Origin of the sequence: Enterococcus sp. DIV0756 (genome assembly GCF_051710745.1) — a bacterium.
In the GTDB taxonomy this organism is placed as follows: domain Bacteria; phylum Bacillota; class Bacilli; order Lactobacillales; family Enterococcaceae; genus Enterococcus_A.
In genome coordinates this window covers 748,641-774,853 of record NZ_JBIOLF010000001.1, presented here as the reverse complement: position 1 = coordinate 774,853, position 26,213 = coordinate 748,641, and the positions used below count along the sequence as shown (strand labels likewise).

General features: G+C 39.9%; 22 protein-coding genes, 2 tRNA genes, 1 pseudogene and 1 other annotated feature. Of the genes and pseudogenes, 7 read left to right on the top strand and 18 right to left on the bottom strand.

The features are described from left to right. Positions 1-232 precede the first annotated feature (232 nt). A complete protein-coding gene (locus IGI44_RS03680; RefSeq protein WP_438786477.1) occupies positions 233-736 on the top strand; it encodes a TetR/AcrR family transcriptional regulator in 504 nt (167 codons plus the stop codon). A gap of 79 nt (positions 737-815) precedes the next feature. Here the strand turns inward: IGI44_RS03680 and IGI44_RS03675 are convergent, their stop codons facing one another. The 9 genes from IGI44_RS03675 to IGI44_RS03635 all read right to left on the bottom strand — a co-directional run bounded on the left by IGI44_RS03675 (position 816) and on the right by IGI44_RS03635 (position 12,546). After that, entirely contained in the window at positions 816-1,016 is a 201-nt protein-coding gene (locus tag IGI44_RS03675) for a cold-shock protein (protein WP_010781607.1), read from the bottom strand. A 156-nt stretch (positions 1,017-1,172) separates the two neighbouring features. Beyond that, complete coding sequence (gene radC, locus IGI44_RS03670) at positions 1,173-1,862, bottom strand: RadC family protein (protein ID WP_438786476.1); 690 nt, start codon at positions 1,860-1,862, stop codon at positions 1,173-1,175. A gap of 49 nt (positions 1,863-1,911) precedes the next feature. Continuing rightward, positions 1,912-2,571, bottom strand: a complete 660-nt coding sequence (locus IGI44_RS03665) for an HAD family hydrolase (RefSeq protein WP_438786474.1) — start codon at positions 2,569-2,571, stop codon at positions 1,912-1,914. Further along, positions 2,558-3,886 (bottom strand): bifunctional folylpolyglutamate synthase/dihydrofolate synthase, encoded by a 1,329-nt coding sequence (locus IGI44_RS03660; RefSeq protein WP_438786472.1) that lies wholly within the window; start codon positions 3,884-3,886, stop codon positions 2,558-2,560. Before IGI44_RS03660 ends, IGI44_RS03665 begins: the two co-directional genes overlap by 14 nt. A gap of 197 nt (positions 3,887-4,083) precedes the next feature. Further along, entirely contained in the window at positions 4,084-6,723 is a 2,640-nt protein-coding gene (locus tag IGI44_RS03655) for a valine--tRNA ligase (protein ID WP_438786470.1), read from the bottom strand. 190 nt (positions 6,724-6,913) lie between these two features. Beyond that, positions 6,914-7,127: a binding site (T-box leader), on the bottom strand. A gap of 33 nt (positions 7,128-7,160) precedes the next feature. Continuing rightward, on the bottom strand, positions 7,161-7,796 hold the full coding sequence (locus tag IGI44_RS03650) for a redox-sensing transcriptional repressor Rex (RefSeq protein ID WP_216410390.1): 636 nt from the start codon (positions 7,794-7,796) through the stop codon (positions 7,161-7,163). A 418-nt stretch (positions 7,797-8,214) separates the two neighbouring features. After that, positions 8,215-9,423, bottom strand: coding sequence for a tRNA uracil 4-sulfurtransferase ThiI (gene thiI / locus IGI44_RS03645; protein WP_438786468.1), 1,209 nt, complete (start codon positions 9,421-9,423; stop codon positions 8,215-8,217). A 99-nt stretch (positions 9,424-9,522) separates the two neighbouring features. After that, positions 9,523-10,665 (bottom strand): cysteine desulfurase family protein, encoded by a 1,143-nt coding sequence (locus IGI44_RS03640; protein WP_438786467.1) that lies wholly within the window; start codon positions 10,663-10,665, stop codon positions 9,523-9,525. Between the two features lie 159 nt (positions 10,666-10,824). Next, positions 10,825-12,546, bottom strand: coding sequence for a septation ring formation regulator EzrA (locus tag IGI44_RS03635; protein ID WP_438786465.1), 1,722 nt, complete (start codon positions 12,544-12,546; stop codon positions 10,825-10,827). Positions 12,547-12,863: 317 nt separating this feature from the next. Between IGI44_RS03635 and IGI44_RS03630 the strand changes: the two genes are divergently transcribed. From IGI44_RS03630 to IGI44_RS03620, 3 genes are all read left to right on the top strand, one after another. Further along, the gene (locus tag IGI44_RS03630; RefSeq protein ID WP_438786463.1) at positions 12,864-14,216 is read left to right on the top strand and encodes an aspartate kinase; all 1,353 of its coding nucleotides are present in this window, start codon (positions 12,864-12,866) and stop codon (positions 14,214-14,216) included. Between the two features lie 99 nt (positions 14,217-14,315). Beyond that, a complete protein-coding gene (locus IGI44_RS03625; protein WP_438786461.1) occupies positions 14,316-15,011 on the top strand; it encodes a transposase in 696 nt (231 codons plus the stop codon). Continuing rightward, on the top strand, positions 15,011-15,883 hold the full coding sequence (locus tag IGI44_RS03620) for an IS3 family transposase (RefSeq protein ID WP_438786459.1): 873 nt from the start codon (positions 15,011-15,013) through the stop codon (positions 15,881-15,883). Before IGI44_RS03625 ends, IGI44_RS03620 begins: the two co-directional genes overlap by 1 nt. Before the next feature lie 87 nt (positions 15,884-15,970). On the opposite strand, the pseudogene IGI44_RS03615 reads toward IGI44_RS03620, so the two are convergent. The 3 genes and pseudogenes from IGI44_RS03615 to IGI44_RS03605 form a co-directional block, all read right to left on the bottom strand. Further along, a pseudogene (locus IGI44_RS03615) lies at positions 15,971-16,468 on the bottom strand (HAD family hydrolase); the annotation flags it as partial. Between the two features lie 12 nt (positions 16,469-16,480). Beyond that, on the bottom strand, positions 16,481-17,317 hold the full coding sequence (locus IGI44_RS03610; protein ID WP_438786458.1) for a Cof-type HAD-IIB family hydrolase: 837 nt from the start codon (positions 17,315-17,317) through the stop codon (positions 16,481-16,483). A 14-nt stretch (positions 17,318-17,331) separates the two neighbouring features. Continuing rightward, entirely contained in the window at positions 17,332-18,162 is an 831-nt protein-coding gene (locus IGI44_RS03605) for a DUF72 domain-containing protein (RefSeq protein ID WP_438786456.1), read from the bottom strand. 89 nt (positions 18,163-18,251) lie between these two features. Between IGI44_RS03605 and IGI44_RS03600 the strand changes: the two genes are divergently transcribed. Continuing rightward, the gene (locus IGI44_RS03600) at positions 18,252-19,226 is read left to right on the top strand and encodes an asparaginase (RefSeq protein WP_438786455.1); all 975 of its coding nucleotides are present in this window, start codon (positions 18,252-18,254) and stop codon (positions 19,224-19,226) included. Between the two features lie 85 nt (positions 19,227-19,311). Here IGI44_RS03600 and IGI44_RS03595 read toward each other — a convergent pair whose 3' ends face one another. The 6 genes from IGI44_RS03595 to IGI44_RS03570 form a co-directional block, all read right to left on the bottom strand. Next, positions 19,312-20,049, bottom strand: a complete 738-nt coding sequence (locus IGI44_RS03595) for an acyl-[acyl-carrier-protein] thioesterase (RefSeq protein WP_438786453.1) — start codon at positions 20,047-20,049, stop codon at positions 19,312-19,314. Next, entirely contained in the window at positions 20,050-20,883 is an 834-nt protein-coding gene (locus tag IGI44_RS03590) for a fructosamine kinase family protein (protein ID WP_438786452.1), read from the bottom strand. Positions 20,884-20,895: 12 nt separating this feature from the next. After that, positions 20,896-21,681 (bottom strand): tyrosine-protein phosphatase, encoded by a 786-nt coding sequence (locus tag IGI44_RS03585; protein ID WP_438786450.1) that lies wholly within the window; start codon positions 21,679-21,681, stop codon positions 20,896-20,898. Between the two features lie 451 nt (positions 21,682-22,132). Next, complete coding sequence (locus tag IGI44_RS03580) at positions 22,133-23,461, bottom strand: aminopeptidase C (RefSeq protein WP_438786448.1); 1,329 nt, start codon at positions 23,459-23,461, stop codon at positions 22,133-22,135. 57 nt (positions 23,462-23,518) lie between these two features. Then, positions 23,519-24,490, bottom strand: a complete 972-nt coding sequence (locus IGI44_RS03575; protein WP_438786446.1) for an acyltransferase family protein — start codon at positions 24,488-24,490, stop codon at positions 23,519-23,521. A gap of 180 nt (positions 24,491-24,670) precedes the next feature. Next, positions 24,671-24,744: transfer RNA gene (locus IGI44_RS03570), tRNA-Asn, on the bottom strand. Positions 24,745-24,837: 93 nt separating this feature from the next. Here IGI44_RS03570 and IGI44_RS03565 point away from each other — a divergent pair. Together IGI44_RS03565 and IGI44_RS03560 are read left to right on the top strand one after the other, a co-directional pair. Beyond that, the gene (locus IGI44_RS03565; protein WP_438786444.1) at positions 24,838-26,010 is read left to right on the top strand and encodes a serine hydrolase domain-containing protein; all 1,173 of its coding nucleotides are present in this window, start codon (positions 24,838-24,840) and stop codon (positions 26,008-26,010) included. A gap of 116 nt (positions 26,011-26,126) precedes the next feature. Beyond that, positions 26,127-26,199, top strand: a tRNA-Thr gene (locus IGI44_RS03560). Positions 26,200-26,213: the final 14 nt, after the last annotated feature.

The following is a 26,213-nucleotide window of genomic DNA, read 5'->3' as shown; positions in this document are numbered from 1 at the left end:
ATCTATCCGTTATTATTTCGGATAGATGTTTTTTATTTTAAAATATCTATAGTTATTTTAAACTTGGATAAAATAAGATTTTTTCAAAAAAAAGTATTATTTTACTGAAAAAATCAAAAAATCGATTGACAATCCACTGGTTTATTTGCACAATGAAAGTTAGTTAAAAAGAGACATAAATTAACATGCGTTATTTTATGTCTCTTGAATCCATAATAAAGGAAGATAAAATATGGTAAGAACACAACGTGTGCAACGAAGCCAAATCATAGAGGGTGCTTATCAATTGATTATCACTGAAGGCTTCAAAAAATTTCATGCTCGTAATATCGCTCAACACATCGCCTGTTCAACTCAACCAATCTACCGTGAGTTTGCGAATCTGGCTGAGTTAAAATCGGTTCTGACCACCCGCGTCTTATTAAAATATACCGATTTTTTAGAAGATCAGGAACCAAAATCTTTACGGGCGCTCTCAACAGCTATCACGAATTATGCAACTGATTATCCAAGTGAGTTTCAACAGTTTTTCCTACAAGATTCTGACACCATCCAGTTAATCAAGCAGGTCACTAAAGAAATTTTTGATACCATTAAGCCTGAAAAAAGTACCAGCTTCTTCTTTGATTTTTTCTGGCAATATTGTATTGGCAAAGCTGCATTAGCCGTTAATGATGCAAACCATACGGATAGTTCAGAAGAAGAACGCTTTTTCCAATTATCACTAGAAAAATAGCTTCTTATTGCTCTACAATTTTTACTAAATGAAATCAAAATAAAAAGCCTTAGAGAAAAATCTCTAAGGCTTTGTCATATTATTGCTTATTTACGTTAGCCGCTTGAGGTCCGCGATCGCTTTCTTCAACATCGAAAGTTACTGCTTGTCCTTCTTCTAATGTTTTGAAGCCGTCGCCTTGGATAGCTGAGAAATGTACGAATACATCGCTGCCATCTTCACGAGTGATGAAGCCAAAACCTTTTTCTGCATTAAACCATTTTACTGTTCCGTTTTCCATGAATAAAATCCTCCTCGTGCCTAAGCACTTAATTAAGTATGTGTAACATTGCCGGCCTACGAAAAGGGAAACATCTGTATACCAACTCGCATCTCAAACAAAATTACAATAATAGTTTAACATTCTCCTTATTCTATGCGCAAGGGTTTTCAATTGTTACTTTAAGTACTTTTCTTCACGTAAACTGAAATATTTGGTTTCTCCAACAATAATGTGGTCTAACAACTCGATTCCCATCATTGCTCCACACTCCTGAACACGCTCGGTAAAATCCAAATCATTTTGCGATGGCGTTGGGTTTCCCGATGGATGATTATGACCTAAAACCACTCGCGCCGCACTGATTCGTACCGCTTCTCGAAAAATTTCTCTCGGATGGGCAATACTTTGATTTAATGAGCCGATGAAGATTGTCTTCTGTAAAATAATTTCATTTTTTGTATTCAAAAAGAAGGCGACTAAATGCTCTTGCTGATAATCTTTTAATTCTGTGATCAACAATTGCCCCAAAGAAAGACTAGACTGGATTTTCCCCATTTTTGGTTGTAACGCACGATTGATACGATAGCCTAATTCCATCATCGCCTTTAATTCAATTGCTCGCGTCTCACCAATTCCTTTAAATTGCTGTAGCTCCTGTAACGTCGTATGCTTTAATTCATAAAGTGTTGGGTATTTTCGTAAAATGCTTCCTGCCAGCTCCATCACATTTTGCTGTCGCGAACCATTTCGTAAAATAATTGCTAATAATTCCTGATCAGATAAGTGTTTCTCACCTTCTCTAAGCAAACGCTCCCGCGGCCATGAACTTTCAGGCAGCTCCTGTAATAACAAACTTTTTTCCATAAAAAACTCCTTTGCCACTTTTCTTTAAAGTACGCAAAGGAGATGATTTTTATGCTTCTAAAAAGTCGATTACCTCATGCAAGGTAGAGAATACAGCTTCGGTTTTTCCTTCCAGTTCGCTGGTTGGCGGTAGAATATCCGGTACCATCACTACTGGCACCCCCGCCCCTTCTGCGGCTAAGATGCCATTTTTAGAGTCCTCTAAGACTAAGCACTCTTCAGGTGCTAGTCCTAAACGTTTCGATGCGATTACAAAAATCTCTGGATCAGGTTTGGCGAATTTCACATCTTCAGCTGAGATAATATCTGAAAATTTGTCACGGATACCTGCATGCTCCAATAAAATCTCAATTATAGGACGTACATTACTAGACGCTACTACTCGTGGAATTTCTTTTTCCTCCAAATAAGTCAGCAATTCATGGACACCTGGTTTTAAATCAACCTCGCCAGTTTTAAAACGATCATGAGCCATTCCCCAACTCTCGTCAATGAATTTCTGGACCGTCTCCTTACCATGATCCGCATACATTTCATGCAGCTCTGCCCAAACCTCTTCATCTGAGATGCCAATAAAGCGGGCATAAACTTCTTCCGTGAAAGGCAGACCGTATTTCTCAGCGACCACTAAGTTTGCTTCACAGTAAATCGATTCTGTATCAAACAGTAAGCCATCCATGTCGAAAATGATTCCCTTAACTTTTTTCATTCGTACCTCCTAAGTTTAATAATAATTGACGTACTTCAGAAACGAAGTACAAAGATCCCGTAATTAATAATAAATCATCCGCGCCCATATCCTCTAATAACTCTCCTAGACCGAATTGCCATAATGAAACGACCTCAAAGCGGCTATCTAAATGGTCAAAACGACTAAGATCCAACGCTTTTGGATATTCAAATGTGGTCAGATAAATATGTGCGTTAGGAATTTCTGAAAGCAACGCAAGCATCTGATCAACATCCTTTGTCTCTAAGGCTGAAAAAAGAATATTGATAGTATAATCGCGAAATTCGCGTTTTACATTTTCGACTAAACGTTTGATTGCATGCCCATTATGAGCCCCATCCATAACGATCAATGGTTCCTCGCTGACTTTTTCCATTCGGGCAGGCCATTGCGCTTTCGATAATCCTTTTTGAATGGTTTTTTCCTCAAATGGCAAGCCCTTTTGTTCGCAATAGAGATGATACAGCTCAATTGCCACACCCGCATTTTCTACTTGATGGCGTCCCAATAATGGAACTTTCAGTGATGCAAGCTTGCCAGCTTGATCTGTAAAGTTGAATAGCTCGCCCCAGGTAGGATCTGGCCGCAAATAATCTACTTGATATTCCTCGCCATAACGATACATCTTAGCTGTCTCGTTCGCTGCCTTTTCCACGATTTCGATTAACGGTCCTTTGGTGATTTTCCCCGTTACCACAGGAATGTTTTCTTTAATAATTCCAGCCTTCTGTCCGGCAATCTCGTTTAGGGTATCTCCCAAAACGTCCATATGATCGTAGCCAATCGTCGTGATGGCCGTCAAAATGGGGTCCACGACATTGGTTGAATCCAGTAACCCACCTAAGCCCACTTCAACGACGGCAACATCGACTTGCTCTGTCGCGAAATAGTCAAGCATGATCGCCGTCAATATCTCGAATTCCGTGATCCCGTTAATTGCTGGGTCTTGATCAAGTTCAGCAACAATTGGCTGATATTTTTCTACATATTGAATCAACTGATTATCTGGGATTGGCTTCGCATCAATGGCGATTCGTTCGTTAAATTCTTCAATGTAAGGCGAAGTAAAACTGCCTACAGTGACCCCGGCTTCGATCAACATGCTACGTAAATAAGCAACAGTCGACCCTTTGCCATTCGTTCCGGCAATATGAATCACAGGGACTTTTTTTTCTGGATTATTTACTTTCGTTAATAGTGCTTGGATACGATCTAACCCCGGCCGTGATCCAAATTTTTTTCGACTGTGAATCCAATCAATCGCTTCTTCTATCGTCAATAGTATTCGCCTCATTTATTTCTTTTTTTACATGCCTCTAGTATAGCAAAGTTTACTGTAGAAAGATGGATACGCGCTGAGGAAATCTTTTAATTTTTGTAAATTCATGTATACTGAACAAAAAAGGAACCCTGACAAAAGTCTTGTCATGGTTCCTTTTTCTGAATAAACGGTGTTCCAGAAGTAGTTTCTGTCACAAACTCATTAATCAATTAAGAAATTGTTCGCAGACTTTCGATCCGTTCTTGAACCGCTGCTTGTTTTTCTAAATAATCTTTCTCTTTTGCTCGTTCTTCAGCAACCACGTTTTCAGGCGCATTCGCCACGAAGCGTTCGTTGGCTAATTTACCTTGGACACGTTTGACTTCACCGTTCCATTTTGCCAATTCTTTTTCAAGTCGTTTGATTTCTTCTTCAATATTGATCAAACCGGCTAATGGCAAGTAAATTTCTGCGCCAGTCAATACAGCCGACATCGCCAAGTCAGGTGCCGTAATGTCGCTTGCGATCACCAATTCTTCTGGATTACAGAAGCGTTCGATATAGCTGGTGTTCTCAATTAAGAATTCATCGATTTTTTGATCGTTCGTTTTGATCAGTAAAGTAATCGGTTTTGAAAGTGGCGTATTCACTTCCGCCCGAATGTTGCGAACTGAACGAATCAATTCCTTCAAAACTTCCATACCTTTTGCGGCTGTTTTGTCATCGTATTCTGGATGAACCACCGGATAGTCCGCAACAACTAATGATTCCCCTGTATGCGGAATCTTCGCCCAAATTTCTTCTGTCACGAATGGCATAATTGGATGCAATAGACGTAAGGTTTGATCAAGTACATAAACCAAAATGCTCTTCGTTGTTTGTTTGGCTTCTTCATCTTCACCGTAAAGAATTTCCTTACTCATCTCGATATACCAGTCACAGAAGTCATCCCACATGAAGTTATACAATTGACGTCCCGCTTCACCAAATTCAAATTGATCAAACAGGCTGGTCACTTTTTCAACCGTTTCATTCAAACGAGTTAGAATCCAACGATCCGCCACGGTTTTCTCACCAGAGAAATCAATATCTTCAGCGGTAAAGCCTTCAACGTTCATAATTACGAAACGAGATGCATTCCAAATTTTATTGATAAAGTTCCAAGCTGCATCCATTTTTTCATAACTGAAGCGCACATCTTGACCTGGTGCAGAGCCTGTTGATAAGAACCAGCGCAATGCGTCAGCCCCATATTTCTCAATCACGTCCATTGGATCGATTCCGTTGCCTAAAGACTTACTCATCTTGCGGCCTTGTTCATCACGAATCAACCCGTGGATCAACACATTTTTAAATGGACGTTCATCTGTGAATTCCAAGCTTTGGAAAATCATCCGGCTCACCCAGAAGAAAATGATATCGTAACCAGTCACTAAGGTACTGGTTGGGAAGTAGCGTTTGTAATCTTCACTTGCTTCGTCCGGCCAGCCCATCGTAGAAAACGGCCATAACGCAGAACTGAACCAAGTATCCAATACATCCGGATCTTGTTCCCAATTTTCGCTATCCGCAGGAGCTTCCATGCCAACATACATTTCGCCGGTTTCTTTATGATACCAAGCAGGAATACGATGTCCCCACCATAGTTGACGTGAAATAACCCAGTCATGCACATTTTCCATCCAAGTCATAAAGGTATTGTTAAAACGAGGCGGGAAGAAATCTACTGCGTTATCCGTGCTTTGATTTTTCACTGCTTGATCAGCTAATGGCCCCATCTTAACAAACCATTGAGTCGATAAACGTGGTTCAACAACAACACCCGTACGTTCTGAATGGCCAACACTGTGAACCATTTTTTCGACTTTGATTAGACGACCGATTTCTTTCAAATCAGCAACGATTGCTTTACGTGCTTCGAAACGATCCATGCCCGCATATTTGCCAGCCAGCTCATTCATACTGCCATCAGGATTCATCACGTTTACTCGCGGTAAATCATGACGATTACCGACTTCAAAGTCATTCGGGTCATGAGCAGGTGTGATTTTCACTGCCCCTGTTCCAAACTCACGATCAACATAGCTGTCCGCAATAATCGGAATTTCTTTATCGACTAATGGTAAAATCACTGTCTTACCAACCAAGTCTTGGTAACGTTCATCATCAGGATGGACAGCAATCGCTGTATCTCCTAGCATCGTTTCAGGACGAGTCGTTGCAATCTCCAACACGCCGCTGCCGTCACTTAACGGATAAGAAACATGATAGAAAGCACCTTCTAAATCCTTGTGGATGACTTCAATATCAGACAACGCCGTTTTTGCTTGCGGATCCCAATTGATGATGTATTCGCCACGATAAATTAAATCTTTCTCGTATAACGAAACAAAAACCTTACGTACTGCATCGGATAAGCCATCATCAAGAGTAAAACGTTCACGGCTATAATCAAGGGATAAGCCTAATTTCGCCCACTGCTCACGAATATGTCCAGCGTATTCTTCTTTCCATTCCCAAACTTGATCAACAAATTTTTCACGACCAAGATCATAACGTGAAATCCCTTGTTCTCTTAATTTTTCTTCAACTTTTGCTTGCGTCGCGATACCCGCATGGTCCATCCCAGGAAGCCATAGTGTATCAAAGCCTTGCATCCGTTTCTGACGAATGATCATATCTTGCAACGTCGTATCCCAAGCATGTCCCAAATGCAGTTTTCCAGTTACGTTTGGGGGCGGAATAACGATTGAATAAGGTTTGGCTTGCTGATCTTCTGAGGGCTTAAATAAATCTTGGTCTAACCATTTCTGGTAACGACCCGCTTCAACTTCTTGCGGATTGAATTTTGTTGGTAAATTTTCAGTCATATAAATTCCTCCTATTTTAAAAGATTGATTTCTGGTACAGCTTCTTTAGTCAAAGCAACTGGTACTCTTTTTCGTGCGCATACAATTCTACTAAACAGTCCCGTTCCATGTTATTTCTAATTAGAACTCGTCTCTTCAATAAACTGAGAAAAGCAGAACCAACGAAAAAAAATCCTAGAACACAACTGTGTTCTAGGACGTAAATTACGCGGTACCACCTAAATTGCAGAGAAGGACTCTGCCGCTCAAGCATGCTATAACGGACATGTGCCGTGCGCTCTTACTTCTTTCAGATCGCAAAACTCCCAAGCTACCTTCCATAAGTCAAAGTGAAGATGTTTCAGCCATGCATCTTCTCTCTAGGACTTTGTTACTCATGTACTCCTCTTGATCATCGTCTGACTCATTCTACAATGAAGTGGGAAACTTGTAAAGTCCTACTGACCATCAAAATAGATCAATGTCTGCAATTCTGAGGTTAAATCAATATAATGGACATGAACATTATCCGGCACCTTTAAAGGATCTGGCGCAAAGTTTAAAATGGCCGTGACTCCATTTGCAACCACTTGGTCAATTGCTGCTTGAGCATTTTGACTAGGAACGGTTGAGATGGCAACGGTGATCTTTTCTTCCGCCAATACTTCATCCATTTCATCAATCGAATGGATACGATATCCACAAAGTTCTTTCCCAACTTTTTCCGGATCGTTATCAAATGCACAAACGATATTCAAATTTTCATTGCGGCGAAAATTATTGTTTAACAGCGCTTGGCCTAAGTTCCCGCAGCCAATCAACGCGATCCGTTTTTCTTCTTTTGTCTCCAGCATATCACTGAAAACTTTAATCAGATCATTGACATCGTAGCCGTAACCACTGCGACCAAGCTCGCCAAAATGGGAAAAGTCACGCCGAATCGTCGCCGATCCCACCTGAGTCATTTTACTGAGTTCGGAAGATTTAATGCGAGTAACACCATTTTTTTCCAAGCCTTTCAAACAACGTAAATACAAAGACAGTCTCTTAGTTGTTGCTTTCGATAGTTGGGGTTTTTGAATGATCCGCTCCATGTGCTTGCTCCTTGTTCGTTTTAGTGTAATAATTTTTTGACAAAAATTAGGTCGATTCTCACGCCGTATATCCTTCTGCTAAACTGCTCTTTTGATTGCTTTAAACATAGCTTTCTATTTCTTCTGAGCTATATATACTGCGAAAAGCAGAACTGACATCCTTGTTCGTTTTAGTGTAATAATTTTTTGACAAAAATTAGGTTGATTCTCACGCCGTATATCCTTCTGCTAAACTGCTCTTTTAATTGCAAATTTCAGTCATAGCTTCTGGTTTCTAGCATGCTATATTATCTTTAAAAAATGATTTACGCATTTGTTTGTTAACAACTTCACATAAATGATTTTAACATGTAAAAAAAGCAATAACAATCTTTTGCAAGAAAAAGAGCAAGAAAGTATACCTTCTTGCTCAAAATTATTATAAAAAGTCTGCGAACTCTTCGGTTTTTTCTGTTCGGGCAGGTGTGATTTCCTCAATCTTCAATCCAGCTAAACAGCGAGCCATTAATCCTTCAATATCGAAGCGTTCCTCCAACTCTAAAACCTTCTCCAGTTTTGGTCGTGTCTTAGGTTGAGGTGGTGCAAAGATTGTACAGCAATCCTCAAACGGTTGGATGGCTAATTCAAAAGTATCGATCTTCTCTGCCAATTCGATGATTTCGGTTTTATCCATTGTTACAACCGGCCGGATAATTGGTGTAGTCGTTACTTCATTGATGGCCACCATACTATGCAGTGTTTGTGAGGCTACTTGGCCCAGTGATTCCCCATTAATAATGACTAATCCATGACGCATCTCGCGGATCGCATCTGTTAATCGCAGCATCATCCGGCGAGTTAATGTCATCCAATAGCCTTGTGGACTGTGGGCTTTAATCTCTTCTTGAATCTCAGTAAAAGGGACCTCGATAAATTGGATTCCCCCAACATAGGGCGTTAATTTTTCTGTCAGATCCTTGGCCTTTTGCAGCGCTTGTTCACTAGTGTAAGGCGGACTGGCAAAATGAACGGCCTCAAGTTCAACCCCACGTTTCATCGCTAAATAACCCGCTACAGGGGAATCAATCCCACCAGACAACATTAACATCCCGCGACCACTGGTCCCAACCGGCAATCCACCGGCTCCTTTGATCGTTTCATAGGAAAGGTAAGCCCCATCACGGCGAATTTCTACTCGCAAATTAATATCTGGACGCTTCATTTGTGCTTTAATATCCGGACATACATCCATTACTGCATCCCCAAGATACTGCTGGATACCGTGACTATCTAATTCAAAATGATGGTCACTACGCTTAGCGGTAATCTTAAAGGTTTCTTTTCCCGTATAAATCTCTTGCATAATTTGCTGCGTCATTTGCTTCAAATCATCGAGTGTTTTTTCTACGCGAATACTTGGCGAGAAGGTTTGAATCCCAAAAACCTTTTCTAATTTAGGTAATACCAAACGGCTGTCTTCCCCGTTTAATAAAATATGCATTCGGTCACGATCGGCATGAATCTTCAAAGCTGGAAATTCTACCAGCGCCCCGCGAACATTTTGTGCAAGTCGCATAATAAAACTGCGGCGGTTCTTTCCCTTTGTTGATAGCTCTCCGTAGCGCACCATAATTTCAGTATATTGCACGATCATTCTCCTTAGTTATAGTATCAGTTCTTGACTTGTTTCTCTTTGACTTTTAATGCTTCAGCTGTCATCCATAATCACTATTTACATGAAGCGTACTTAATTGATCTTCGAAAATTTGTCGTAAAGATGGTTGAATATCACCATGAATTGCTCTGCTTCGGCCATAGTATTGGCTTCATCTAAACTAACTCGAATTGCCGTTGTCGCGACGTCATGGGGAACACCCATGGCATGTAATGTCGAGCTATCGACTTTTTTACGACTTGAGCAAGCGCTGGTCGTTGACACGAAAATTTGTTTTTCTTCCAAGGCATGAACCAAGACTTCCCCACGAATCCCTTTAATTCCAAACGTTAAAATATGCGGCGCAAAATTCTCATCGCCAGAGAAGATTGTTACCTTCTCATAGCTTGCCAAAGCTTCTTTTAAGTATTGACGAATAACTGCTGTGTGATTGGGTCTTTCGGTTTTTTTATCCAGATGCAGACGTAGTGCGCGACTCATCGCTACGATTGCGGGGAGATTTTCTGTCGTTGCTCGCTGTCCGCTTTCTTGTCCACCGCCATTTAGCAACGGTGCCAGCTTCTTGCCTTCCTTCCAATAAATAAAACCAACTCCACGAGGACCGTGAAATTTATGGGCAGAAAAAGTAGCAAAATCAACCCGCGGTGTCAGCCATTTTTCCTCCTCAACTTTACCGATCGCTTGTACCGCATCCACGTGGAAATGGATTGTGGGATGGTCTTCCAACACTTTGCTAATCGCTTCGATCGGTTGAATTGCACCCATTTCATTGTTAACACCCATAACGGAAACCAAGATTGTTTCAGGGCGAATCAATTCAGCAAGCTGATTGACTTTTACAAACCCATTGTGATCAACCGGCGCGATACTAACTTCACATCCAAGTTCTTTTAATTGTGCCGCCGTTCGACTAACAGCTGGATGCTCAACACTAGAAATAATGAGATGGTTTCCGTACGCTCGTTTTGCAATTGCTGTGCCTTTTAATACCCAATTATCGCCTTCTGTGCCGCCACTGGTAAAAAAGATTTCATTGGCTTTCACATTCAACAATTCTGCCGTTTGTTTTCGAGCCTGCTGCAACAAACGATTCGCTTGTGTGCCTAAGTCATGCAGGCTAGAGGGATTCCCCATAATGCGTTGACTTGTTTTTACATATGTATCAAGTGCGGATGGATAAATTACCGTCGTCGCACTATTATCAAAATAAATCATTTTTCGACCTTCCTTCAAAAATTCTTTCCTATTATAGCGAGAATGCCATAACACTTCAAGTAATCCTTACAAATAAGAAGAGATTCATAAGCTCTTTCTAATACCAGAAGTCTTTTTCCTCTTATTCAAATAAAAAAAAGCTGAGCGATTACGCTCAGCTTATACCAAATCTCGGTTGTTAAAATAGAAATCTTCAATCCGCTTAAAGGCACCTGGTTCGACACGTTCAAGGGCCGTACCGATTTCATCCAAAGCATCTTGGTAGCGATACTCTTTGTTAAACAGCTCTAAGCTATTTTCAATCGCATTTTTGATCTCAGGATGGGTATGACGGTAACGGTTTGCATATTGCATCATTTGCTCCGTCAGTGCTGCAGCATCAACTAAATCATAGGTCTTTTGATCTAATAATTCCATGTCTTCATCACAAAGGCTAACTAACTTATTGATATCCTGCATGTTAATACGAATCTTGTTCAATGCTTTGCTTAGCTCTTCGACACGATCTGTTGCTACAAAGAAGAATTCTAAATAATCTCCAGGCAACCCAGGTAAACGTTGTTGCTCTACATAACGTTTTAAGTTGCGCAACCGGAATTCATACTTCTCGATTTTTTCAGAGGCTTCTTTTTCCCCCTTACGCAAATCGTGTAAGTCATCATCAATCTCTACTTGTTTTGTTTCGATATCATCTAGCACTTTGAAGGCATCTTTATAAAACACTTGAACCTCAGAATAAGCTAATTCATGTTTATCAATTTGCGGTTCCATATTGCGGTTGCGACGTTCCAACTCTTCAATTTCTGTTTGGAATCCGCGGGCACGCCCTAATTCGTTGTTGTTCAACGCATAACTCTGAGACGTATGATCCAACTCAACCATTAGTTGATGGTTGTTGTGAGCGGCATGAGTAATGTACTCACCGATCGTTTTACGATTGGTTAAAACATATTTTTTCGCTTCGAATTCTTTTTCTAATACAACATACAGATCATCGATCAATTCAGCTGTTTCTTTGTTCGCTGTTTCCACAGTTCCCAGCTCAATTTTTTCTAGATCCTCTAACGAGCGTTCAACATGCTTCTTGACTTTATCCAGACGTTCCTCGAAATCATCCTCTGGTAAAACAAAGTTGTCAGCCATCATTTTCTTATACGTTTTTTCTAGCTCATCGATCTGACCTGGGAAGGTTTTTTCTAAATCTTCATAAATGGCCGGAACCTTTTGCATTGTTTCTTGCACTTCATACGTGTGTTTCTCTGCATCATCCAGCACTTCTCGAGCTTCAATTGGATCACCTGAAGTATTCAAGGTAACGAACTGGGTGAATTCGATTTCCACATTTTTTACCTGTTTTTGAATCTCAGGTAAAGCAGGACCGAAGCTGTCTTTCTTTTCCTTCAAATCCTTTTTCAATTCTTCAAAAACATCCAATGCTTGTTGAACGGCTAATGAATTACGTTCTTCTGTTTCACGTAATTCTTTCAAACCAGTCCGAATTCCTTCAACTTCTTCTTCCATCTCAGTCATCGTGCGCTCCGCACTTTCGATCGCTGATTTGCCTTTCATGAAACGGAAGGTTTCATTTTGACTTTCAACTTCAAAGATTTGACTTTCAAGTTCAGCAAACGACTTCGTTGAAACATCGGTCCACTTTTGATTCCATTCACGGAAAGTATTTTGACTTTGGCCGACAAGGTGCATTTTTTTCACTTCATCGACTTCCTCCACGACAGGAAGATCGAATAACGCTTCTTTCCTTTTATCAAGTTCTTTTAAGCGTTCTTGATTTTTTTTCTTCATCAGATAACCAATCAAGTATAAAACGGCAGCCAGAATGACCAAGCCGATAACGATCCCTATGATTACATTACTTCCCATGTATGATTTTCCTTTCAACTATCCAGATTCAGTTTATTTAATGGTTCATTATTCTCTGTTTTTTGGCGAAAACATCTAACGTAGATTATAACACAAAAGACTTTTCTCTTCACTAGCTAGTTTTGAAATCACTTTAGAAATGTTTATCGCACAGTCACTCCTCATACTAGCATTTTTTACGGACCGCTTCAATTGCAATAAATTTAAGAAAAGTGTAATTTTATTAAATTTTCTGTTTGAGAAAGCGCCAAATCCCCTTGAAATTGTAGCGCTTTTCAGATAATATTAAAGCCACATTAAAATAAGAGGTGATTAAAGTGAAAGTGATCAAATTTGGCGGAAGCTCCGTAGCTTCAGCTGAACAACTAAAAAAAGTCTTATCGATCGTTACGGATGACCCAGGTCGTCGTTTCGTGGTGGTTTCTGCTCCAGGAAAGCGAACCAATAAAGACAAAAAAGTCACCGACTTATTGATTCAATTTTATAATGCTGTGGTTTACAAACACGATACTGACGAATTGATTCGTGAAATCGTCGCACGTTATACCGAGATCGCGGCGGAATTTCAGGTCGATGAAGACATTGAACATACGTTTAGTACTGAATTAAGGCAATTACAAGAAAAGTTTGATGAAACCGATCCCTATGCCTTAGACAGTTTCCTAGCTAGTGGAGAAAATTTGAATGCGCAATTAGTCGCAGCTTGTTTCCAAAAAAGCGGTGTTAATGCGCGCTATATTAATCCAAAAGAATTGGGCATCACCGTTTCAAATGAACCGCAAAACGCCCGTATTCTTGAGGAATCCTATGAAAAAATCTATCAATGGCGCGAGTCTGAAGACATCCTGATTATCCCAGGATTCTTTGGCTACACGACAGATGGACACCTCTGTACTTTTTCTCGAGGCGGATCAGATATTACCGGCTCAATTGTTGCAGCCGGCTTGAAGGTCGATCTTTACGAAAACTTTACGGATGTAGATGGTATCTTTGCGGCCAGTCCAAAATATATCCATGATCCTGAGCTGATTGAATATGCTACCTATCGTGAGATTCGTGAGTTGACGTATGCCGGCTTTACTGTTTTTCACGACGAAGCTCTGATGCCCGCTTTTAAAGCACAAATTCCCGTAATTATTAAAAACACCAACAATCCTGAATGCCAAGGAACATTAATCAAGAAATCCTTTGAAAATGAAAACCGTAATGAGGTGGTTGGGGTTGCCAGTGACGGTGGTTTCTGTGGCATTACGGTTGGAAAATACTTACTAAACCGAGAAGTCGGAATTGTACGTCGTATCCTACAAATACTAGAGAATTTGAATATCTGTTTTGAACATATGCCATCTGGAATTGACGATATCTCGATTATTTTGAGAGAACGCCAATTGACCCGTGATATCGAAGCTGAGTTGATGAAGCAGATCGAAGAAAAAATTCAACCGGATCAGCTATCGATCGAGCATGGACTGTCCGTAGTCGCCCTGGTTGGTGAAGGCATGCGTGAACGTCCAGGGACAACTTCTGACAGCACCGCTGCTCTGGCTCGAAAAAATGTCAATCTGCGGATGATCTCTCAAGGTGCCGATGAACGCAGTATTATCTTTGCTATTCGCAGCGAACAAGAGCGTTTAGCTGTGCGTTCACTATATTACACATTTTTTGATTAAAAAAAAGGAAAAGCCGTTACTTTTTGGCTTTGATATGCTCCCTATAAAGTAGACAAGGAAAAACAAAAATTCCAAATCTACTTTATAGGGAGTTTTTGTATGTCTAAGAGAAGTCTTTATTCTCCAGAAGAAAAGTATTATGTCATTTCAGAGGTAATAGATGACCGTCGTAGTATGAACAGTATCGCTAAGAAACATTCCCTTTCATGGAAAACTATAAATGATTGGATTCGCAAATATAAGGATGGTGGTCTAGAAGGGCTGAAAGAATCAAACACATGGAAACGATATGATCAGGCACTGAAACAAGCCGCTGTTTTGGCTGTCATTAATAAGAAGATGTCCGTTTTAGAAGCCACAATGTTCTTTCAAATTTCTTCGACTTCTGTGTTAAGAAACTGGATTTCACGTTATACTACTGGGGAACCGACAAAATCTACCAGTAAAGGCTGTGTACCCAAAACCATGAAAAAAGGACGTAAAACCACCTATCAAGAGCGTATCGAGATCGCTCAATATACAATCGCTAACGAGCTGAATTACACGCAAGCGATTGAAAAATATGATGTTTCATACCAACAAGTCTATTCTTGGGTAAAAAAATACCAACAACACGGAGAAGAAGCACTAAAAGATAACCGTGGACGAAACAGATCAAGCGAGTTCTTAACCGAAGAAGAACGGCTGAAATTACGAGTAAAAGAACTAGAAGCACGAAACAGGCATTTAGAAATGGAGAATGACTTCGCAAAAAAGTTACAAGAGATTCAGCGGCGAAACCGACCCTCACATTAGTGAGAAACGTTGAACTCTACCAAGCCATTTCTGAATTGCATGAAGAAAAGCATTATTCAATCACGCAACTCTGTCGATTAGCTGGGGTCGCACGCTCCTCTTACTATAAATGGTTAAAGTGGAAACCCTCCAAGAAAGAACTTGAGAATCGAAAACTAGCCAAAGAAATTAAAAAGAAATACGACAGTAAGAAAGGCGCGATCGGCTATCGACAAATTCGAATGCAACTCAACATAAAACTTAAGAAGCGCTATTCTCGGAAACGTTATTACCGTTTAATGAAAGCACTTGGGATCAAAGCAGTGATCAAGAAAAAGCGTCCGACCTATGTAAAAGCAACAGAAGCACACGTCGCAGAAAATGTATTAAACCGGAAGTTTACCGCTGAGAAGCCCAATCAAAAATGGTGTACGGATATTACTGAATTGAGATACGGTAACGGTCGAAAGGCGTATTTGAGTGCCATCATCGATCTTTATGATCACTCGATCGTTTCTTGGGAGCTCGATCATTCCAATAATAACCTCCTTGTCATGACTACTGTTAAAAAAGCCATGCGCAAGAATCCTGGCGTCAAACCGCTGCTTCATAGTGATCGTGGGTTTCAATATACCTCTTATGACTATAAAGCACTCGAAACGAACTATAGGTTCACCAAAAGCATGTCCCGAGTTGGTCGCTGTCTGGATAATCAACCGATCGAACACTTTTGGGGCACATTTAAAGAAGAGAAATTTTATCAAGAAAGCTATCAAAATTTTGATGAACTAAAGAAATCTGTTAGTAGTTATATGCGTTACTACAATAACTATCGCTATTCCGAAGCGTTGAACGAGCTTTCGCCAAACGAGTTTAGAAAGCAAGCCGCATAAAAAAACAGGAATCGAAGGACTCGATTCCTGAATAGCATTATTTTTGTTTTTTAGCTGTCTACTTGACAGGGTGCATTTCACTTTTCCTTTTTGTCTGTCTATTTCTTCTTTGATCAATGGTTCAGGCGCGTATTTTTGCTGCCAATCCTCCGGCTTCATCACTTTGTTCGTCACCGGATGGTAGCGCGGCTTCCCATCAGGAAAGAGTTTTCCCATATTCGCTCGATGGACAATCTCAAAAATTGGCTGAGGATCAACACCGATCAGCGCAAATGAACCATACGTAAAATAAAGTAAATCCGTCAAAGCATCCACTTCGGCAATTAACGGATCCTCCACCGTTTCGGCTTTTGCCAGAACTTTTTCCTTCGCCTGATCCACACTTTCATGGAGTCTCTCCACCAATTCCTTGAACTCCGCTTCATCCCCTTCAGCTACTCCATATAGAAATTCGACGATTTCCTCCGCTTTAAAACCTGCGCGAAAGCTCCCCCGTTCTTTTGAAAATGCTTTTGGTGCGTTCGGTGGTGTCGGTGCGAAAGTTTCGTGAAACGCTCTTGCCATTTGATATGGTTCTTTTGACATACTTATCCCTCTTTAAATGATATTGAAATGCTTCATGGCTTGATAAATGCCATCATTTTCATTTGTTGCGGTAACATAATCCGCTTGTTCTTTTACCTCATCTAGTCCGTTACCCATTGCTACTCCGATCCCGAATTTTTGAATCATTTCGATATCGTTATAGTGATCGCCAAAAACCATCACCTCTTCTGGAGCAATCTCAGCAGCTTTTATAAACTCCAAAATACCGCGATACTTTGAGCCATTTTTAGGAACAATATCGACAGAGTATGGGTTCGACCGCTGAAACGAACAATCCGGCAGTAATTCTTGTAAACGTTGTGCCTCATTTTCTGCGCTAAAAAGCACACATTGATAAATTGGCTCCTGTAAAATCGTTAATTTTTTATAACGGCCTTTTTGGCGATTTGGACTGAAGGACTGCAACAATCTGCGGGTTGGCCTAACAGGAAACCATTTCGGCATCCAACTGGCAATTTTCTTCAGTAAAGAATTCTGTGACCATTTCATTAAGTGACTGCCGTCCATTCGGTGACGTCCGCCAAACATAATCTGTCGATGTTCATCGTCTGCAAAATTGACAATTCGTTGCAAGGTCTCCGCAGAAAATGGACGCTGATAAATATCTTTTTCTCTAGTGTAGACTAATTGTCCGTTATACATCACGAAGACATCTAAAGGAAGTTGTTCAATTCGTTCATCAATTCTCACTGGTCCCCGCCCCGTCGCAACGCCGCAAAGAATCCCTTGACTTTGAGCTAAGCGAATTGCTTCGCGTGTACTATCCAGCACTTTTGAATCACTTGTGATCAAGGTTCCATCAATATCAAAAAAAATGGCTTTTATCATGGTTCTCCCTCATTTTAAAATAAATCGATTTGGCTTGGATTCAATCCTTCATAATCCAAACCCAAAATCTTTTTCAACTGGAGCGCATTATCCGCGGCGTCTCCACCAGAATTATTATTGAATATTACGCCAACTTCCGCAGTTTCCTTTGCTACATGCTGAATTTTTTCCCCTAAAAGCTTCAGCTCTGCGTCATTATAACGGTATAGTGTACGTTTTTTCCGCCAGTCACCTGTGCGATCATTCCAATAGGCTTGGTTTCTGCCATGGAAACGGAATAAGCTGAAATTGGAGTTGGTTACCGTTGTATCCAAAGGTACAGTATCCGGTAGTTGCGGTTCATCAACCATCACCAAACTAAAATTCAATGTTTTCATTAATTGATGAGTCTTTTCCATAAACTCTTTGCCATACCAGCTGTAGTCTCGCAATTCAATCGCCACAGGCAAAGCATTGAATAGTTCCCGCAAGGTTTCTAAATAAGCAACGTTTTCTTTCGTACATTTAAATTGTGCCGGAAATTGCGCTAAAAAGCAAAATAATTTTCCACTATCGATCATCGGCTGCAAAGTATCCAAAAAATGCTCTTGCATCGCAGTCATAGATGAGTAATGCTCTTGCCATTTTGCTTGTCCTGTAAATCCTGCGTATAGTTTGACCACAAAGCGAAAATCCTCTGGAACTTGAGTAAGCCAGTTCTCCACAGATTTTTTGCTAGTAATCCCATAATAGTTTGTATCCAGCTCCACTAAGGGTAAATAACCGGCATATTCATACAAAGAGGAGGTTTTTTTCCCAGTCAAACTACTGTGTTCATTAAAAGAAGTTAATCCAATTCGAATCATAGTATCCTAGCCTCCTTTTGCTTCATAGTATACAATAAGCATAGCAAAAAAATGATTGCAATGCGCGAATAATGAATGGAGTAATGAAAATGAAACGGATTTTGATTTTACATACAGGTGGAACGATCTCAATGAGTCAAGATGCTGACGGTGCAGTGCGTCCCGATAAGGAAAACCCTTTATTGGCAGCAGGGCAAGAATTACGATTGCCCGCTGACATCGAACTGATTGTAGAGGATTTTTCTAATTTGCCTTCTCCTCATATAACCCTAGAGACAATGTTCCAGCTAAAAGAACGGATCAAAGCCGCAAAACAAGAAGGAATTGATAGTGTCGTTATCACCCATGGAACAGATACGCTAGAAGAAACCGCCTATTTTCTAGAGATAACCATCGGTGACTTAATGCCGATCATCTTAACTGGTGCGATGCGTTCGATCAATGAGCTTGGGAGCGATGGTCTCTATAACTTTGAGTGTGCGATTCGTGTTGCAGCTTCGGAAAGTGCGGTCAATAAAGGTGTGCTAGTTGTCATGAACGACGAAGTTCATAGTGCACGCTATGTGACAAAAACACATACAACCAATGTAGCAACGTTTAGAACACCGACACTGGGACCTATAGGTTTAGTCACTAAATCAAAGATTCTTTTTAAACAAGAACTACCTAAGACAACTCGCTATGACATTGATAGTTTTGATGCAATGATCCCAATCGTAAAAGTTTTTGCCGGGATGCAGGGAGATTTCTTTCAAATTTTAGATCACGCTATTTCTGTTGATGGTCTTGTAATCGAAGCATTAGGTGCAGGCAACTTGCCCCCGCAAACCTTACCGCCAGTCTATCATTTATTGGAAAAAGGACTGCCCATCGTATTAGTCTCTCGCTGTTTCAACGGGATCGCTGAACCGGTCTATGATTATCATGGTGGTGGTGTCGAATTAGCCCAGCATGGCGTAATTTTCTGCAATGGGATCAACAGTCAAAAGGCCCGATTAAAATTATTAATCGCGTTGAACGCCAAGCTCTCAAAAGAAGAATTGACGCAATTTATGGAAGAATAATTTGACTTGAACCAAACTGATGGTTCGTTAAAATTAGCAACTAAGCAATACGATAAAAAAGAAGTTGAATCGAAAAATTTCCGATTCAGCTTCTTTTTTGCCATAAGATATTTGCTTCGCAGGCAAGCTGGTCGCCAAGACGAATTTCATGTCGGGTTTTGACTTCTTCTCCCTCAATAATTTCATAAAAGCTTTCGATATCGTTTCCGTACAAGACTTCTTTATCAAATTTTACATTGACGTAGGTCGGTTCATGCTGTGTCATAAAGTCATAACCTAGCACATCGATCAGCCAGTTAAAATACATGGCATTGTTGACATGATGATTACTGTCCAGATCGTAGTAACGAACATGATACAATTGATGCTGTTCACCTTCAACTTTTTCAATTTTGGGCCAGCGATGAATCTTTTTAACCTGAGGCGATTCATAAGGAGCCATGAGCTTCGCATCTACACTACTCATTTTACGATTTTCAACATCCATCAACACAAAAGACATGTCAATCTTCAATAACTCGGTTTCCTCCGCATCGTAAACCCAAAAGCTACGGTAACAGAAATAGCGATTGAATGCTGTCGGCTCGGTCACGACCGTGATCTTCTCGCCAACTTTTGGTAAACGAGTAATGCTTATTTCTGTTTGAGTAATTACCCAAGTAATTCCCAATGTATTAATATATTCTGTTCCCCGCTCCAATTGATCACTTTGATCAGATGACGCTTTGATAGCGACACTTAATAAAGCTGGAAAAGTCATGTTTTGATTGATATCGCACTCATAATAAGCAACCTCATGACTCAAGGTGTATCTTTTTCCCAATTACTTTCCTCCTAAAGCTAAGACACGATCCACCGCATCTCCGTAACTCTCACCAAAGGTATTAAGATGAACGAGTAAATAGTAAAGCTGATAGATCGTTAGTCGTTCTTCCCAACCTGTTCGCATCGGTAAAATTTCTTGATAGCTATCGATGAATTCTTGACGAAAACCGCCAAAAAGTTGGGACATGGCAAGATCTACTTCCCGATGTCCATAAGATACTACTGGGTCAATAAATACAGGTTGACCTTGTGTATCAAAAAACGTATTGCCACTCCAAAAATCACCGTGTAGCAAAGTTGGTTCAAAAGACATTGTACCCCATTTTTGATAAACCCACTCTTTAAATAACTGATAATTTTTTTCTCGTCTTGCTGTCCAGTGATTTCGTCCTTTAGCAATTTCAATTTGAATCTCCAAACGATAGGTAAAATAGAAGTCCCACCAGTCATGTGAGAATTTATTAATTTGTGGAAGAACCCCGATAAAATTATTTTTTTTATAACCAAAATAATCTGCTTTTACCCGATGAATCTTACTCAACTCATGTGCTAAATCTTTTTGGTCTCCTTCTCCCGGTTCAATCCACTCCATCAAAATAAAAGCACCTTCCATGTAAGTCCCGTTCTGGATAACTTTAGGTACACGAACAAACTTGCCTAACTCGGATAATCCACCAACTTCAGCTTGAAAAAAATCCGCTGACATTTTTGGATGGTACTTTAGAAAATAATCCTGTTTTCCATCTGTTACTCGAAACGCTTGATTGATATCTCCTCCGCCAATTGGCACTGCCTTCGATTGTAATTGTAAATAGTTTAGCAATTCCTCCATCTCATCAACCCCTTACAACAAGTAAATTTTCTTCAAGTCTTTAATTTCTTGATCAGTTACACCGATTCCTTCATGAATAAAATTCATCGTCGTTCCATAATGTTCTTTAATCAAGTGGAAACTCGTCTGCAAGTATTCTTTTTTAGCACTCATCATGTCTTCAATACCATTTAATGAAGCCGTTGGCACCCCCGCTTGCTTCGCTTTCTGATACATTTCTTCAACAGCTTTTTTTAAATAGCGGTTCGTTGCTAGATAATCTTTTGTGATGGTTGTTTGATTAACCCCTAAGCAACTTAGTAAAAGCATTGCGGCAAACCCAGTTCGATCTTTCCCCGCAGTACAATGAAACAATAGGCTCTCTTTCTCACCGGCGTTATCTAACACCAAATCAAAAAACTTACGGTATTGGCCACGTACATGATCATCTGTTACAAAATGTTCATAGACTTCGACCATTTGCTTATGCGCATCTTCCCCGTTCTGCATCCGCCGCATCATTTTCTTCGGTGAAGCTGAGGCTGTCTTCGTCTCTTCAATAGGAAAAATCGGTAAAAAAATGTTTTGAGCTTCAGGAATGTCTTGGTCCGGCTGAGAATCACGTTCCTCAATTGAACGAAAATCAACGACTTTTTTAATCCCATAGCCACTTAAATATTCTTTATCCTTCGCGTCAATGTGATTAATCCCCGCAGAACGAATCAGTTTCTGAGGAGCAATCCTCCGTCCATCTTTTGTTTTATAACCACCCAATTCCCGCATATTTTCAGCATGCCGAACGGCTAAATGTTTAGGCATCCACCCAACCTCCTTCTTCATTCTCTGAATGTTGTGACACATTCAACCAAATTGTTACCTTCTTATTTTACGTTTGTTGAATGAACATTCTTTTTGTTAAAAGTATAGCATATCCAAAAAGAAAACGCTTTTTCTATAATAAACAAACTCCGGATTGTAAATATGATTCTTCTTAATAAATGAAGCAAGGCTGCGTGAACTTGTTCAGCTTTTGAGCACTAATTGGTAGCTACTTGGTGCTTCTCAAATTTCGAAATATTTTTGCTTCTTGCCGATATGCTAGTTCTGCTTAATGGTGTTTTGCAGTAACTGTATGGGTAGCTTGCTTAGAAAAGCTCATTCGTGAAGCCGGATATGGATCTATCTGCTGTAACGTAAGTTATTCATTTGAAAATTTGATACTTTCTTTATAATAAAAAACTGAGACAACCCTAGCTGTCCCAGTTCTTTATTACGCTAATGCGCCCATTGGATCCCAAGGAGCTAAAACAATTGGTTCTGCCTCAAAAGCCGCTAGTTGCTCTGATGTTAAAAATTCTTTGCGAACGACGATTTGATACGTGTATTCATCCATCCATGCATCACTCATCACGAAGAATCCTTTATCACCGACTTTTTCACCCCAACTGTTTTCGACTTTCCATTTTTTTGCCTGACCATCAATCAAGTCAACACCGGTCAAAACCATTGCATGAGTCATCAGACTTTCACCATAGTCTAAACGTTCGGCTTTTGTCATGGTCAAATCGACATCAAATAAATCCTCGACATCATAGGCATCTAAGGCCATGATTCCGCTGTCGCGGGTGGAGGATTGACCAACATCACAGCCGAACCAAACAGATTCGCCTTGTTCCAATTGTTTTACCGCTAAAGCTTTGAAATCATCCATTTCAAGATTCAAGTATTTTACCTGTTTACCGTCGACTACATTACCCAACATATCAACTGTGTAAGATTTCATGAAAGGCTTATCCTCAGTTGGTGCATTAATGATACTGACGTATTCATCCAGATCTACACCGACATATTTAGCATAAAAACTTTGGGGCGTTAACCTTTGATCCAAATGGTAATTTTTTTCCTCATCACGATATTCGAAATCAAACTCCGTTGGCGGCGTACCTAATGAAATCGCCAAAAGATTGTAGACCTCCTGAAGCATGGCTTCACGATTCGCTTGAATTTCCTCGTCTGTTGCTTCCTCTGCCACCATTTGACGAAGCAAAACGGCATGCTTACGCAATAATTTATTTAGATAATTATTTAGATCGCGGGAGTTAGAGCTGTTGCTGCTTTCGGGCATGACACTTTTCGGTACGACCCCATATTTTTGGAAAAGAGACACAATCATATCCCATTGCCCACCATCTTGCTGCGGTGTTTGCAACAAAAAGGCCACTTCACGACTCGTTGCTGGCTGTTCAGCTGTATTCAAAATATTCTCATAGAAGTAATTTGCCTTTTCGTACTTATCCCAAAAGAAGGTATAGTTTTGTGAAAGCTCAAAATCCTTTAACTGAAATGTCGTTAACAGTTTATGACGAAACGTATTTAACGCCGCGAACATCCAGCAACGCCCAGATTGTTTTTGATTGGCGACTTTCCCGGTTGCCAGATCAATAGAAAAAACTGGTGTATTTTCCACATGCGTCTGAATATTTTCCGCAGAGGCTCGAATACCATTTTTTACTACACCTCGTTGCAATGCGACTTGTTTAGCATTTTGTTCAAAAGCTTTTCGAAAAGCTTGGGTTCGTTCATCCGTAATTTTTGCCATAAAAAAACGCCTCCTTGCCCCTCATTTTACGCTTAATGAGGCAAAGAGACAATTAGTTTACAAACTTGGCTGTAAGACCCGCTTTCCTTTACTGATCCACTGACCAACTCGCTTACTTGATAGCATCACCGTCAGCAGCATACTCCCGATAAATAATAAAAGAACTTCCACTGAACTAATTTCGAAATCAAGTTCCAGGGCTCTCAAGCCTTTCACTAAAAAACCATGGAGCAAATACACCGTCAACGTATTTTTCCCCCAATTGGAGAAAAAGTGACGTTCTTTGGGTACGATAATCAAGAAAGCAACGATTCCGATTAACCCGGCTATAAAAAAGATCAATCGTTGAGGACCACCCAGTAACGGTTGATTGAGATAATCTTCATAAGGCTTTGAACCAAAGACCCAATACTTATTGATCAAATCATTCCCTTGAATAAATAGAAACAATCCGCTAAATAGCAGTAAGGCCATCCATTTTCTCGGATACGTTTTCAGCTTTTCGACCCAATTCTTCGGAATCACATAGCCTACCATGAAATAAGGGAAAAACGTCAACGTTCGTTGAATCGCTAAATAACGATCAAAAATCGGAAAATAACCCACAAGCAATGCCACAAGCACACTAGCGATCAAAACCTGCTTTACTGCAAATTTGTTCGTCAAATGTAAAAGCACATTCCAGCAAAATAAGCTCAATAAAAACCAGAGTGACCACTGCGGAATTCCTAGGTCAAGACTAAAGGAATCCTGTAGGCCAATCAGCGTGTAATAGCCCGAATACAACAGTTGGAAAAAAATGTATGGAAGCAATAGTTTTTTTATCAGACTTTTAATTGGTTTTGGCCCGCTTTTAGCAAAAAAACCTGAAATAAGGATGAACGCTGGCATATGAAACGTAAAAATAAAATAGTACAGATCATTATATAGAGGATGATCGTTGGCAAATGGTTGTAAAAAGTGACCAAATACAACTAAAATCATCAAGAAAAGTTTTGCGTTGTCAAAATAGGCATCGCGTTTCTCCATTGAATCCCCCCTCACTATCAGTATAACGAGGATTCTCCTTTGGTTCAAAGGAGGTGCGCTAGTTTTAAAAAAAGGTCATGCTTTTATCAATATTTTTTTTATAATTAAGCTTTTTATTCACATAAAATTCAATTTTTAAGTGTAAAAAAATAGAGATGATCTTTTGATCATCTCTAAGAACTCCGGCAGTAGGACTCGAACCTACGACATCATGATTAACAGTCATGCGCTACTACCAACTGAGCTATGCCGGAAGAATACTTCACTATAATATCAATTTTTATTTCATCATGCAATCACAATTTTAAAAAAATAGAACGATTTTAGATAGGATTAGGGGATCTATTATGCCAAGATACAAGCATCGAAAAAGAAAACACAACAATCACAATAAATTGAACAAGACTTTTTTGCTTTTACTACTACTCATCCTATCAGCAGGAGAGCTTTATTTTAAATACAGCCATCATGAACACCTTTCAGTAGAACAAGCCTCATCAACTAAAACAAACAAATTACCAAATTTATTTACTGGTTCAATGAATCAACGACTAATTGAACCAAGAAATGCCACATCTGCTAGCATCGAACAGACGCTATTAGAAAAAAACTTTAGTGGAACTGTTTTGGTGTTTCAACATGGACAGGTAATTTTGAATAAAGCTTATGGCTGGAAAGATCAGGCAAAAAGGATCCGTAATACAGTGAATACACAATACTGTATCGGCTCAGTTCAAAAAGGACAAACTGCTTATTTAATTATGCAGGCTGTTAAATCTGGCAAACTGTTCTTGGATCAAAAACTCAGTGCCTTCTATCCACAAATTTCTAACAGCGAAAATATTTCTATCAAGGATATGCTGAATATGAGCTCTGGCTTACGCATTGATGAAAAGAAAATTTCAGCATTAAATACGACGGATACTAAACAAATTTTGGCGGAGACGATTCGTCAAACTACTGTCACACCAAATGCTGGTTATTCCTATCAACCTGTTAATTACGTTCTACTAGCTGGTATTTTGGAAAAAGTTTATCAAACTGATTATAATAGCTTGTTTGATAAACTGTTGAAAGATCCTATGAAGTTAAAAGAAACTAGTTTTTATTCAGAAACAAGTAAGGAACAAGCACTCTCTTATTTACAAGACGCAAACGGCCCAGTCTATGCTCCCACAACCGTATCTTCTTATGCGGATGAATTAGGTACCGGAAACATATTTATGTCGGCGGAAGATTTATACACTTATTTCTACTCGTTATATAAGGACCAATATCTTACGAGTCAAGAGCGCACGGAATTATGGCATACTTATCCAGGTGAAGAATATGCCAGCGGAATTTATAACATGAAGAATAAGTACCACACACGTGGCGTAAAAGCACGGTTCGAGACAGTCGTCGATTTCTCAAAAGATGGCCAAAACGGGATTATCCTGTTGTCAAACGTTTGGACGCAACCAAAAGGCTATAGTGATATCGTCGCTCATCTATACAACAAAGTCGTCGCTGGTTCATAGCGGCGACTTTGTTGTAAATAAGAATTTTAGAAGAACAACTATTAGAAATTTTTCTGTCCAAGCAGTTGACAAATAACCGTTACTTCGCTATTCTATATCTTGTGTTAAATAACTATGCCGCCTTAGCTCAGCTGGTAGAGCGTTTCCATGGTAAGGAAGAGGTCGTCGGTTCAAGCCCGACAGGTGGCTCTTCTAAGAACGTT